The following is a 12495-nucleotide window of genomic DNA, read 5'->3' as shown; positions in this document are numbered from 1 at the left end:
TATGCTCTGTTTTTCAACTAAGAAAAAAGCCACCAGAGGTGACTTTTAATAGAACTTATCCAATTAAGACAAACAGAAGGGCTAGGCCACTGGTGATGAGCCCTAGTAGCCAGAGGAAGGCGTCGACTTTCCATTCGCTCCATTTGGACCCTTGACCAGTCAGGCCACCGAGTTCCAGATGGTGGTGAAACGGTGTCATTCGAAAAATCCGCCGTCCTTCACCAAATTTTTTCTTGGTGTACTTAAAGTAACCGACCTGCAAGATAACCGATGTGGTTTCCAAAACATAAACAAAACCGATAAGTAGCAGGGTCCACTCCTGTCTGAGGGTAATGGAAATGGCAGCCAGCATGGCGCCGAGGGCCAGACTGCCCACATCCCCCATAAATACCTTGGCTGGTTTCTTGTTGAACAAGAAGAAGCCCACAAGACCGCCAATCATTGACAGACACAGCAAGAGAACATCATCTTGCCCCTGTTTAAGGGCGATTAGGCTATAAGCTGACAAACTGATGACAACTGAAATGGAAGCTAGGCCATCAATACCGTCGGTCAGGTTGACCGCATTGGAAAACCCAACCAGCCAAAAAAGGAGGAAAGGCAGGTAAAACAAGCCAAGTTTGATGTCTAAACCAAAGAAATTAAGGCTGTCTGTGCCACTTGGAGCCACATGGAGGACGTAAAAGACCAGACCTGCCAAGAGCTGCAAGGCCAATTTTTGCTTAGGTGTCAGACCTTCATTGATTTTCTTGAAAATTTTCAAAAAATCATCCAAAAATCCAATCGCCCCATAGATAAGGAGAACAGACAGGTTGCCTAAAACAGCTCCAAACTGAGGTTGACCCGCAAAACGGATAGCTCCAAAGATGAGAGCAACCAGGGAGGCCAAGAGGATAAAAACGGTCCCCCCCATGGTCGGCGTGCCAGCCTTCTCCAAATGCTGCTTGACATCTTCATGCATCTGCTGACCACCAATTTTTTTGAGTTTATAGTAAGTGATAAAGTGTGGCATGGCAAGAACCACCACCCCAAAAGTGGTCAGTCCCGCGAGCAAACTGGTTAACATGGTATTATCCTTTCATCATTTCAAACAGATTGAGGTTGGAATAAATCCTAGCCTCATTAGTTTTTGCTGTCCTAAAGCTTGACGCAGTAGCCAAGGCTACTCCCCTGTTTCCTGGCTGAGGGTTAGAGTCAAGCTGGTCACATTCTTAAGTTCAGTCCCCAAGGGCTTGTCCTGTTTAATCACCCGACCGCTTCCCTTGATGTCGACCTCAATGCCAGTCCATTTGGCAAAGGCTTTAACGTTTTTCTCGGTCCAGCCATACATGTCTGGCAGGGTCTCGACCTTATTGGTCAAAAGCAGGACCTGACTACCAGGAGCCAAATTGCTGCCAATCTTGGCCGATACCTTGCTGACCTTGTTACCTGTTCCAATGACAATGGGGTGCAGGAGCTGGCGACGCAGTTCATCAGCCGTGTCACCAGGGCTGGTACCTGTCAACTTCGGCAGTTCATAAGGAGTTGGCTCCTCTTCACTAACCGTCATATCCAGACTGTCTCCCATCAAGAGGGCTTCTTCCAGCAAGGGATTAAACAGGTCCTTCCAATAGAGACCGGTCCAGCCGTCTTGCGGTTGCTGAATGGTCGCATACATGATAAACTCTGGGTCCTCAGCAGGCACCATGGCCACCACCGATTGAATATAGTCTTGAGGGCCAGTCAAGTAACCACTACCATCAGGACCAGCAATCTCGGCCGTTCCCGACTTGACCGCAACCGAAGCATTGGCTACTTGAATAATTGGACCACCTGCCGCAGCAGAATACATGGTTCCAAAGTAAGGGTCAGTCCCCGTATGGACCATGTACTCCAAGGTTTTGTCAGTGGCCGCCTTGGACACCGGCTTGCCCATCACCTCAGGTTGGGTATAGCGATTGGTCTCCGTATTAGGGTCGTAAATCCGTGAAATAAACTGGGGCTCCAGCATGATGCCATCATTAGAAATCGCCGTAAAGGCCCGCAACATCTGGGTCTGCGTCACCGAAATCCCCTGACCAAAAGAACTCATGGCATGGGTAACGATGTTGTCCGCTGGCAGAAGGCCCGCAGCCTCTCCCCCCATCCCAAAACGGGTTGGGAAACCGAAGCGGAACTTGGCCAGGTAGTTGAGCCAACGCTCGTCCCCCATCTTCTGCTCCAACATGGTCATCCCGATGTTACTGGAAAATGGCAGAGCGTTAGCCATGGTCATGTATCGGCCCTCACTGAGTCCTGAGTTAACATCCCAGTCTCGGATAGTCGCGTCAGCAATCATGATTTGGTCATTGACATAGCCTTCGTTGGGATCAAAGACCCCAGCATCAATGGCTGCCGCCGTCGTCATAACCTTCATGGTCGACCCTGGTTCGTAGCTGGTCTGGTAAAGCAGGCTATTCCAAGAAAAATTCTCCGCATCCAAACCTTCCTTGGTGTCCGAGTTAAAACTCGGCCGCTGGCTGGTCGCTAAAATCTGACCGGTCTTAGCTTGAATCAAGGTAGCACTACTAAAGACCCCTTGGGCCTTGCCTTGAAACTCATCCATCAAAGTCTCCAGATGGATTTGCAAGGGAGCAGACAAGGTCGTGTAAACGTCCTGACCGTTTTTCACCTCTTGGCGACGTTCTTCTGTCCCCAAAAGTGGCAGACCTACACGGTCTTTTTCATAGACAAAAATCCCATCCTGACCAGATAAAATACTGTCCAAAGAGGCTTCTAAACCAGTTGTCCCAATCAGGCTCTTACTCCCATCAGGGTTTTCTTGCTGCTGTGCTAAACCAATAAATTGAGACGCAAAACTACCATTTGGGTACATGCGATTGGCACTACCAGTAAAATAAATCCCAGACAAATCATTTTGCCAGTCTTCATCACCCTTGGTCAACCGCTCGGTCATGCGTTTCATGGTGCTGTAGGAAAGGTTGTTGCCCTTGGTACCGAACGAGACCTGGACCAAACCCTTTTGGTTAAACTGCTCCAGCACATAAGCCCTATCCAGACCTAAAAATTCTTGGAAAAGGCTGGCCAGCTCCTCTTTTTGCTTGTCCTGCACATAGAGGGGCTTATCAACACGAACAGTCTCGGTGCCACTACCGTCAAGTTTCTGACGCTCCACCGTTGTCGTCGTCTTGTAATTATTATCCAAAACCGCATAAATGCTATAGGTTGTCGACGCTTCTGCAATCGGCACCCCATTACGGTCGTAGATATTCCCCCGCTGGGCAGGAACAATCCGCTGAGTTTGGTGGACCGCCCTGGCCCCTTCGGATAAATCAACTCCAAACTTGCTGTCAGTTCCAACGATAATGGCCAAATTGATCATAATCATCAAGAAGGTCATCGTGGTCACAATCCGAAGATTGGCCGCTGCCTTTTGGCGATTTTCCTGCGGAGACAGATACTCCTCGGTAACATAGGCTAAAAATTTATCAATCCATCGTTTCATGCCTAGTCCACCTTCTGCAAGTTGCCACTCTGGGTCTTAATGTCTGCCCGACTGACAATCTCTGTAATCCGTTCCAAGCGGGTTAATTCATTAATTTCCTGCTTGGCATCATTGAGTTCTTCTTTTTTTAGGTTAATGTCCGTGTTCAAGGCGGTGATTTCTTGTTTCAACTGCTGGTGCCTGATTTGCATATAGACCACACTGATGGCCATAATCAAACCCGTTACCACTAACGTTGCATAAAAAATCTTTTCAATCCGAGTAAATGTTCGAATTCGCTCCTGAACCAGGCTCTTAAAATCATCGTTACGCTTGTCTTTTGTCATGTCCTTAATCTCTTATGCGTTTTACCCCCCGCAATTTGGCCGAGTGAGACCGGTTGTTGGCTGCTAACTCCTCGGGGCTTGGCAGGATGGGTTTTCTGGTGACCAGATCAAAACTAGGTTGCAGGTCATCTGGGATAAAGGGCAAGCCCTTAGGCACCTCGATGGTGGAGGCCTCCTTGAAGAGCTGCTTGGTCAACCGGTCCTCCAGGGAATGGAAGGTGATGACCGAGACCCGCCCACCTACTGCCAAGAGGTCCATGGCCTGCTGGATGGACTCATCGGCTGCTCCCAACTCATCGTTGACCTCAATCCGAATAGCCTGGAAAATCTGCTTGGCAGGGTGGCCTTTTTTCTTGAGTTCCTTGGCGGGTTTAGCAGACTTGATCAGGTCAGCCAGTTCCGTGGTGGTCTCGATGGGCTTGATTTTTCTAGCCTCTTCGATTTTCCGAGCAATCTGCTTGGAGAACTTGTCCTCACCGTACTTGAAAAAGATTTTCACCAAGTCATGGTAGTCATAGCCATTGACCACATCATAGGCCGAAAAGGCCTGATCTTGGTTCATCCTCATGTCCAAAGGGGCGTCCTGCTTGTAGGAAAAGCCTCGCTCCCGCTGGTCCAGCTGGGGACTGGAGACCCCTAGGTCATAGAGGATACCATCGATGGCCGTCACACCCTGCTCGGCCAAGCGGCTCTTGAGGTGGCGGAAGTTGTCCTTGATAAAGGTCACCATGCCCTTGTCAACATAGGCTTTCAGCTTGATTTGGGCATTGTCAATGGCTGTTTGGTCCTGGTCAAAGCAGTACAAATGCCCCTTGTCGCTCAGCTGGGACAAGAGGTAACTGGAATGGCCCGCCCCACCCAGGGTGGCGTCCACATAAATGCCGTCAGGCTTGATGTCAAGCAGGTCCACGGTCTCCTTGAGCAAGACCGTCACATGGTGAAAATCAGTAGTCATAACTTCAATTATACCACACTTCCAGCAATTTAGAAAAAGAAAGGTTGATGAGGATAGGAAAAAGCCAAGAACTGCTGTTCTTGACCTTATTCTCACGGTTGATAAGCCTAGTCGAGGTCGTCTTCTGAGAAGCCGATAATGCTTCCAGTCTGTGCATCAATCTCATAATCAAATTCATAAGCACCGTAAATGAAGCTAACCTCGTAGCTTGGACGTCCATCCTCTGTTGATGCTTGGACAAGCAGATTGCTAACGGCATCTGATCCAACACCGTAAACCTGAGCGAAATCAGCAAAAGCAACTTCAGTCGCTTCTTGCGATGACAGGGCTACATCTGCTGTTTGAGCTGCTGGTGCAACTGGTGCAGCGGCACTCGTTTGCTCTGCTTCTTTTTCGATGGCTTGACCAGTTTGTGCATCAATGGTGTAGTCATACTCCATTTCCTCGTGAATAAAGGAAATGTCATAAACAGGTTTCCCATCTTCTGTCTCTTGGGTTACAACCAGATTGCTCACCTGATCTTCAGCCACACCGAGCAAAGCCAAGGCTGCTTTCACAGCATCTTCCTGGCTAACTGTTGCTTGAGCAGCAACTGGGGTGCTACTAGCAGGTGTTGTAGAAGCTGGAGTCACTTGACTAGAAGCTGGAGTTGCTGCCTTGTCTTTCGACAAGAGTTGCTCCACGCTCGGCAAATTGATACCGCAAGCCGTCAGGGTCAGCAAACTAAAGCTGGTCAGTGCAAGGGTTTTAAGTGATTTTTTCATCATCAGTCCTCTTTTATCTTTTTTATCATCTATTAAGACACCTCTAGTTTAACTAATTAACCCATAAATAGCAAGAAACATGATTATAAAGTCAAAAAATCAGTCTCGGGAATGAGAACAAGCAGTTAAACCTGCTCAGTAAAAAACATCTGATTGAAACCAATCAGATGTTTGCCCTCTTAGGAATTTGGATCATCTAGGCTGCGGCCATGCAGGCCTTTTTCACGCTGAGCCTGACGAAGACGCTCAGGCGTGATGTCATTACCATCCTCATCAACGATTTTAATCCCTTCCACATGGGCACGTACCGCACGGCGGTAGCCCTCGATGTATTCTTCCCGCAGGGCCGCTTGCTCAGCAAGCTCGGCCTCAGTCAAGCCTTCGGCCTTTTTCTTGCGGGCCAGTTCGTTGATGCGGTCAATTTTTGCTTGTTCCACCGGAAACTCCTTTCTTGTTTGATACTTTTCTTAGATAGCATGGACGCCAGCAACCGCCTAGCGGCGTTTCATGGCTAATTTTTGAGCCAAGGTCTCAAAATTTCCGCCGTGAAGTCAGCTCTCTTGACTGACTTCACTCTTGCTACGGCGAAAAGTATCGATTTTAGCTCGCTATCGCTCGCCTCTTATTTCGTATTCAACTTATTAAAGACCGCTACCGCTCCTGCCTTATTTGCCAAGGCTTTCAAGAGAGCCAAACGGTTGTTGCGGACAGTCAAGTCATCTGCCATGACCATGGTGTTGTCAAAGAAGGCGTCGATAACTGGACTGAGGGCAAAGAGTTTAGCCAGGTTGTCCGCTGCATCCTGACCCAAGCTCAAGCTGTCCATGCTGGCTGCCAGGGCTTTTTCTGCCTCGTTTTCAAAGAGAGCTGGATTGATGGTCACGCCACCTTCAGCCTTCTCAGCCAGGTTGAAGACCCGAGCCAGGCTTTCCACGGCTGACTTGTAGCTGTCGGTTTTAGAGGCTTGGAAAATAGCTGAGCTGGCAGCCAAGAGCTCCTTAACCACAAAGTTTGAGCTGGCCAAAACAGCCTCACGGATGTCCTTCGGAATGCTGCTGTCCATCATCTTCTCGATACGGGCAGCGATAAAGTTCATGACCGCATCCTGATTATCATAGGTCAAGCTGTCAAAGCTAAGGGCGTAGAGTTCCGCCACCAACTTATCCAATGGAATATCCCAACCGAACTTATCCAAGATGCGGACGATACCAGCCGTCGCCCGACGCAGGGCGTAAGGGTCGTTGGAACCAGACGGAATCAGACCAACAGAGAAGAATGAGAGAAGGGTATCCAACTTGTCAGCCAAGGCCAAGACCGCACCGACTTTGGTCTCAGGCAGGTCACCTTCGGCAGAATTTGGCAGGTAGTGCTCACGGATGGCTGCTGCCACACCAGCGGTTTCACCAGCCAAGAGGGCATATTTCTCACCCATGATTCCCTGAAGTTCGTCGAACTCGCCCACCATACCAGTCAAGAGGTCGAACTTGTAGATGCTAGCCGCACGTGCCAAGTCAGTCCGTTCTGACTCAGACAGCTCTGCCATTGCCGCCAAATGAGCCGCAATGGTCGCCGTCCGTGCCATGTGGTCAGACAGGCTACCAATCTTCTCGTGGAAGGTCACGTTGGCAAGCTTGGCCACAAGGTCAGCGATGACCAGCTTTTGGTCCTCCCGCCAGAAGAACTCGCCGTCCTCAAGACGGGCCACCAGAACCTTCTCGTTACCCTTGATGACGTTGGCAAGGTGCTGGTCGTTACCGTTACGGACCGAGATAAAGTTAGGCAGGAGCTTGCCGTTCTGATCACGCACCACGAAATAACGCTGGTGGTTCTTCATGGAGGTCACCAACACCTCCTCCGGCACCTCCAGGTACTTGGCGTCAAAGCTGCCCATGAAGGCCGTCGGGTACTCAACCAGGTTCAGCACCTCGCTCAGGAGCTCCTCGTCGATGTCCACGCTGACGCCCTTGTCAGCCTCGATGGCCTTGATTTGGTCCACGATCATGGCTTGGCGTTCTGCTGGGTCTGCGATGACAAATTGCTTGCGCAAATCATCTTCGTAGCTAGTTGCAGAGGCGATTTGGGTCTCTTTACCCAAGAAACGGTGGCCACGGCTGACGCGACCTGAACGGATGCCCAAGAAGTCCAGCTCCAGCGCCACCTCATCCACAAGCACAGTCAAGGTGTGAACAGGGCGGATGTACTTGAAGGTGTTTGAGCCCCAGGCCATGCTGACTGGGAAGGTCAGGGATTTAAGCACTTCTGGAATACCCGCTAAAACAGCTTCCGCAGGCTGACCAGCTTCGTTCTTGGTCACATAAACGTACTCTTCCCCCTTAATTTCTTCAAAACGGATGTCGGCAGTTGTCAGACCCTTGCCACGGACAAAGCCTTCCGCAGCCTTGGTAAAGTTGCCATCAGCGTCCAAGGCGATTTTCTTAGCAGGTCCCTTGAAGTCCTCGCTCAGGTCGGTTTGACGCTCTGCCAAACCAGACACTCGAACTGCCAGACGGCGTGGGGTCGAGAAGGCCTCAATCCCCTCAAAGCTCAGCCGATTGTCCGCCAAAAAGGCAGCCAGCTTGTCCTTGAGCTGGTTCATGGCTGGTGTCACGATGTAGGCAGGGATTTCCTCCAAGCCTAGTTCAATTAGTACTGTTTTTGTCATATTTTACCTCAAAAATTCTTTTTGAAATGTCTTTTTGGGATAGATTCTTAAGTGGTGAGGGACGCCAGAAAACCTACGGTTTCTTGGCTAATTTTGGAGCCTAAGGTCTCCAAAATCCCCTCGGACAAGTCAGTGAAAACTCACTGACTTGTCCTTTCACCACGGCGAATCTATCTCAGAATGTTCGCTGTCGCTCGCTTGAGTCTTGAGTTGCTCCTTCATAATCATTGGCTAAGATAGCATAGATATAACTGTCAGTCCACTCTCCCTTATTCCAGAAATCTTGAATAAAATGAGCTTCCTGACGCATACCGAGACGTTCACAAAGTTTTTTAGACCCCTCGTTTCGACAGTCTAAGTTAGCTTGAATCCGATGTCCATTCTCCTCCTCGAACAGATAAGCTACTAAGGTTGATACAGCTTCAGTTGCCAAGCCTAAACCTGCATAGTCAGGAGAAAAGACATAGCCAATCTCGAAACTATCCGGCATCTCTGTTCGCCAAACCGTTAAATCACCGATAACCTTACCTTGATAGTCAACTGCTAAACTCAACAATTTTCCTTTATCAAGATGAACTTGTGAGCATTTTTCAATCACTTTTTGGGAAAGGTCTGCTTCTGTCCAAGGCTCGTCCAACAAGTACCGACAAACAGCTTCGTCTTGATAAATCGTCAACAAGTCACTCGCATCTGTATCACGATACAAACGTAAACTTAACCTATTTGTTTCTAGTCTCATCGATTTACCTAGTCCTTAATCTCACTGACGGACAAGATAGCCTGACTAGCATGAACGAGGTAGATGGTCCCATCTTCGAATTTAATCTGGAACTGGTCGCCGTCTTCGTAATCACGCCACTCTTTGACCTTGCCAGTCTTAACACTGCCATCTGGCAACTTGACCTGAGCATAATTAAAGGTATAAGTGGTATCAAAGAAGGTCTTGTTGCCACAAGCAGCTAGACCCAGCACGCTCAGGCCAGCTAGGGCAATGAATTTTACGGAGTTACCCATCTTAGTCTTCCTCTGCCAAGAGTTGGGCACGGGTTGCTTCGTCCAAGAGTGGGTAGCCCAAGCGTTTGCGTTCGGCGACGAAGGTCTTAGCCACCACACGGGCCAGATTACGAATGCGGGCGATGTAGCCTGCACGCTCGGTTACGGATACTGCCCCACGAGCATCCAGGAGGTTGAAGGTGTGGGAGCACTTGAGCACGTAGTCAAAGGCTGGGTGAACCAGGCTTTCTTCCAAGCAACGCTTGGCTTCGGCTTCAAACTTGGTGAAGTTTTCAAGGAGCATGTCTTGGTCAGAGACTTCAAAGCTGTATTTTGAGTGCTCATATTCTGGCTGGGTAAAGATTTCCCCGTATTTAACCCCACGAGACCACTCGATGTCGTAAACCGAATCCACTTCCTGGATGTAAGAGGCCAAACGCTCCAAACCATAGGTAATCTCAGCAGTAATCGGTCCCGTTTCCAAACCACCAACCTGCTGGAAGTAGGTGAACTGGGTAATTTCCATGCCGTCCAACCAGACTTCCCAACCCAGACCAGCTGAACCAGTCGACGGGTTTTCCCAGTTGTCTTCGACGAAACGGATGTCATGTTCCAATGGATTGATGCCCAATTTCTCCAAAGATTCCAAGTAAAGCTCCTGGACGTTTGCTGGGCTTGGTTTCATGACCACCTGGAATTGGTGGTGCTGGTAGAGGCGGTTGGGGTTCTCACCATAACGGCCATCGGCAGGACGGCGGCTGGGCTCAACATAGGCCGCATTCCACGGCTCAGGGCCGATGGCACGCAGGAAAGTGTAGGGGCTCATGGTACCAGCCCCTTTTTCCGTATCGTAGGCCTGCATGAGCAAGCAACCCTGCTCATTCCAGAATTGTTGAAGGGTCAGGATAATTTCCTGGAAAGTTAGTTTGTTTGACATAATTACTCCTTATTTTAGTACTATTTTTGCAACGGTTGGTTCTGCAAGCCGATATTGCTTGTGGAACCAACCTAGGGCATCGTCTAGGTCAGCCGCCATCGCGGTGACCCTTAGCGACTAGCACCTTCAGGTGCTAACCTCGCTTGAATGAGGTGGAAGGTCAGTTTGTTAATAGACATCGTGTCCTCCTTTAGTTTTCAATTGTTAATCAACCGCTGGTACGGCTTCAACAAAGACAACTTGGTCAGCCAAGTCCAAGTAGCTACAAGTCATGTTTTCCAAGTCAATAACCCATTTATAAAGACCAGCCTGGGCGGTTTCTTCACAGAAGGTTGGAAAATCGGTTTGCCCTGCCTGATGATTTCTCAGAATGCTGACAAATTGTTCCTGGTCAGGCTGTTCAGCAACTGGACTGCTAGCTTGATAGCCTGGACTGGTCAGAGCTTGTCCGTCTGCATTCTCATAAGTAACCTGACCTGTTTGGACATTGACCATATTGTTGACCATACCCAGGTCTTTGAAATAAGCAATTAACTTGGGAAAATCTGGCCCTGTAAACTGGGCATGGCCTTTTTGAATGGTTTCTAAGGTAAACATTGTGATATTAAAACTCCTTTTCTAACATGCCCTGAGCTATAAACCAGTCCAGCAAGGGCTGGTCAGTATCCCTGCTCTGCCATTTGCCATAAGCCTCAAAAACCGCTGCCAGACTGCCTAAAGTCTCGACCAGGCAATCAATAGTCAAAAAACTCCGCCAGTAGTCATAGAAAATACTAGCGATCGAGCCCTCATAGGTCGCCTGTCCAAAGTCATTGAGGGAATGCCAGCCGTACTTGGCTTGAAAGAGCTGAACCAAGACTTGATTGGCCTCTTTCTCGGCTTCAAATTCAGCCTCCGTCAGAAAATAGCGGCGACTGATGTACTCGACCATGCCTTCCTCAAACCAGATGTAGCGGTCATAATCGTCAAAATCGTCCATAAACAACTCTGACCAGTGGGCGAGCTCGTGTCCGATAATCTGGAGCAGGGCATTTTCTGACAGATTGGCATAGTGCTGACGCAGGACAAGCGTTTCGGTACTCTCAGGGTAAGGCTCTAGCTGAGCCAAATAGAGGTCTTGCCAAACCTGCAGGTCCGGTGTCATGACCAGGCGAATGTCATTGGTGTAGGCTGGTATGGGAATTTGCCGGATAAGCTCTGTCGCACCGTTCCGATTAGCCAATACCATGACCTGGGGTAAGTCCTGCAAGTTATAATGCTGGCGCAAATAGGCAATGTAGTCTGTAAGGGCCTGCTGGTGACGGTTCAAAAAACTTTGATAGGCCGTCAGCTCATCTTCATTAGCAACCAGATAATTGACATCCATATTGGCCTCCTCTCCGACAACGCAAAGAACCGCACTCACCCACTCCTAGCTTGACGCATAGGGGCGTGTGACACGCGGTTCCACCCTAATTTATGACTTGATTACTTATCAAATTGTGACTAGAAAGTGCCCCTCGCTCGCAGACTGACCCGGCTCCCACTGCCCCAGGCTCGCTAAACAACCGCCAAACGATTTTTCTTTCCATCCATCATTGTAACACAAACCCCTTGACTTGTCCAATAATAACATGAAACTTACGACAAAAAATTTTAAGTCATATTAACTACTAAATTTTATTACTAACATAGAAATAAGACAAAAATGCTGATTTTTTTGCAACCTTTTCTTATATTTTCTCCGCCGTCAACAGTTAATCTGGCCTTAAAATAAGTCACACTAAGTCATAGAGATACTGCACATCAAGAGGTTATCACCAGCTAGATTATCTGAAAATATATTTTTTGAACAAATCAAAATTATGTTTTACCCAATTAGACAAAATCTAACAGACTCCCATTTGACATAGATTTAGTTTAGTTGTTCTACTTTATGTTCCGTGGAATTCTTCACATATAATCTTCAATACTATATCCATATTTTTGAGGGTATTCTTCAAAATATTTAATAATGCAATAGCCTTTGTAGACTATAAGAATAAACTAATAAATGGCGAAAAATATAACAATCACATAACAAAAAGAAAACGCTGATTACTCAACGTTTTCCTTTTCTTACTCCGCCAACAGGGCTCGAACCTGTGACATCATGATTAACAGTCATGCGCTCTACCGACTGAGCTATGGCGGATTAAAGCTAAGCAACTCCCTTATCTCACAGGGGGCAACCCCCAACTACTTCAGGCGTGCTAGGGCTTAACTGCTGTGTTCGGCATGGGAACAGGTGTATCTCCTAGGCTATCATCACTTAACTAATGGCTGATTGGTCTCTTGTCCAATCACAATTGAATACCTATATTGTAACTCAAAACCGTTACGCTTGTCAATACTT

At 48.3% G+C, this 12495-nt stretch carries 12 protein-coding genes, 1 tRNA gene and 1 rRNA gene; all 14 read right to left on the bottom strand.

The window, feature by feature from the left end; translation table 11 throughout:
* Positions 1-55: 55 nt before the first annotated feature.
* Positions 56-1066, bottom strand: a complete 1011-nt coding sequence (gene mraY / locus AC3ARB_RS03465) for a phospho-N-acetylmuramoyl-pentapeptide-transferase (protein ID WP_488321170.1) — start codon at positions 1064-1066, stop codon at positions 56-58.
* Between the two features lie 96 nt (positions 1067-1162).
* Entirely contained in the window at positions 1163-3484 is a 2322-nt protein-coding gene (gene pbp2x, locus AC3ARB_RS03460; protein WP_488321169.1) for a penicillin-binding protein PBP2X, read from the bottom strand.
* 2 nt (positions 3485-3486) lie between these two features.
* A complete protein-coding gene (locus AC3ARB_RS03455; protein WP_488321168.1) occupies positions 3487-3810 on the bottom strand; it encodes a cell division protein FtsL in 324 nt (107 codons plus the stop codon).
* Between the two features lie 4 nt (positions 3811-3814).
* The gene (rsmH, locus tag AC3ARB_RS03450) at positions 3815-4765 is read right to left on the bottom strand and encodes a 16S rRNA (cytosine(1402)-N(4))-methyltransferase RsmH (RefSeq protein WP_488321167.1); all 951 of its coding nucleotides are present in this window, start codon (positions 4763-4765) and stop codon (positions 3815-3817) included.
* A 107-nt stretch (positions 4766-4872) separates the two neighbouring features.
* Positions 4873-5529 carry a PepSY domain-containing protein gene (locus tag AC3ARB_RS03445; RefSeq protein WP_488321166.1) on the bottom strand — a complete coding sequence of 219 codons (657 nt, stop codon included), beginning with the start codon at positions 5527-5529 and terminating at the stop codon, positions 4873-4875.
* 179 nt (positions 5530-5708) lie between these two features.
* Positions 5709-5966, bottom strand: a complete 258-nt coding sequence (locus AC3ARB_RS03440) for a DUF896 family protein (protein ID WP_488321165.1) — start codon at positions 5964-5966, stop codon at positions 5709-5711.
* A gap of 185 nt (positions 5967-6151) precedes the next feature.
* Positions 6152-8191, bottom strand: a complete 2040-nt coding sequence (glyS, locus tag AC3ARB_RS03435; RefSeq protein WP_488321164.1) for a glycine--tRNA ligase subunit beta — start codon at positions 8189-8191, stop codon at positions 6152-6154.
* Positions 8192-8366: 175 nt separating this feature from the next.
* Positions 8367-8930, bottom strand: a complete 564-nt coding sequence (locus AC3ARB_RS03430; protein ID WP_488321163.1) for a GNAT family N-acetyltransferase — start codon at positions 8928-8930, stop codon at positions 8367-8369.
* Between the two features lie 8 nt (positions 8931-8938).
* A complete protein-coding gene (locus AC3ARB_RS03425) occupies positions 8939-9205 on the bottom strand; it encodes a hypothetical protein (RefSeq protein ID WP_488321162.1) in 267 nt (88 codons plus the stop codon).
* Position 9206: 1 nt separating this feature from the next.
* Entirely contained in the window at positions 9207-10121 is a 915-nt protein-coding gene (gene glyQ, locus AC3ARB_RS03420; protein ID WP_488321161.1) for a glycine--tRNA ligase subunit alpha, read from the bottom strand.
* 204 nt (positions 10122-10325) lie between these two features.
* Positions 10326-10718 carry a DUF1398 domain-containing protein gene (locus tag AC3ARB_RS03415; RefSeq protein WP_488321160.1) on the bottom strand — a complete coding sequence of 131 codons (393 nt, stop codon included), beginning with the start codon at positions 10716-10718 and terminating at the stop codon, positions 10326-10328.
* Between the two features lie 7 nt (positions 10719-10725).
* Positions 10726-11487: an elongation factor Tu gene (locus AC3ARB_RS03410; protein WP_488321159.1), complete on the bottom strand. Its 762-nt coding sequence runs from the start codon at positions 11485-11487 to the stop codon at positions 10726-10728.
* 734 nt (positions 11488-12221) lie between these two features.
* Positions 12222-12294: transfer RNA gene (locus tag AC3ARB_RS03405), tRNA-Asn, on the bottom strand.
* 5 nt (positions 12295-12299) lie between these two features.
* Positions 12300-12415, bottom strand: a 5S ribosomal RNA gene (gene rrf, locus AC3ARB_RS03400).
* Positions 12416-12495 lie beyond the last annotated feature (80 nt).

Source organism: Streptococcus sp. ZY171113, assembly GCF_057748235.1.
Note: the sequence above shows the minus strand (reverse complement) of the source record. Positions and strands in the feature narration are given on the sequence as shown.

Bases quoted from the DNA above. Each gene is read 5' to 3' on its own strand.
- mraY (WP_488321170.1), bottom strand. From the start codon at position 1,066: ATGTTAACCAGTTTGCTCGCGGGACTGACCACTTTTGGGGTGGTGGTT.
- pbp2x (WP_488321169.1), bottom strand. From the start codon at position 3,484: ATGAAACGATGGATTGATAAATTTTTAGCCTATGTTACCGAGGAGTAT.
- AC3ARB_RS03455 (WP_488321168.1), bottom strand. From the start codon at position 3,810: ATGACAAAAGACAAGCGTAACGATGATTTTAAGAGCCTGGTTCAGGAG.
- rsmH (WP_488321167.1), bottom strand. From the start codon at position 4,765: ATGACTACTGATTTTCACCATGTGACGGTCTTGCTCAAGGAGACCGTG.
- AC3ARB_RS03445 (WP_488321166.1), bottom strand. From the start codon at position 5,529: ATGAAAAAATCACTTAAAACCCTTGCACTGACCAGCTTTAGTTTGCTG.
- glyS (WP_488321164.1), bottom strand. From the start codon at position 8,191: ATGACAAAAACAGTACTAATTGAACTAGGCTTGGAGGAAATCCCTGCC.
- AC3ARB_RS03430 (WP_488321163.1), bottom strand. From the start codon at position 8,930: ATGAGACTAGAAACAAATAGGTTAAGTTTACGTTTGTATCGTGATACA.
- AC3ARB_RS03425 (WP_488321162.1), bottom strand. From the start codon at position 9,205: ATGGGTAACTCCGTAAAATTCATTGCCCTAGCTGGCCTGAGCGTGCTG.
- glyQ (WP_488321161.1), bottom strand. From the start codon at position 10,121: ATGTCAAACAAACTAACTTTCCAGGAAATTATCCTGACCCTTCAACAA.
- AC3ARB_RS03415 (WP_488321160.1), bottom strand. From the start codon at position 10,718: ATGTTTACCTTAGAAACCATTCAAAAAGGCCATGCCCAGTTTACAGGG.
- AC3ARB_RS03410 (WP_488321159.1), bottom strand. From the start codon at position 11,487: ATGGATGTCAATTATCTGGTTGCTAATGAAGATGAGCTGACGGCCTAT.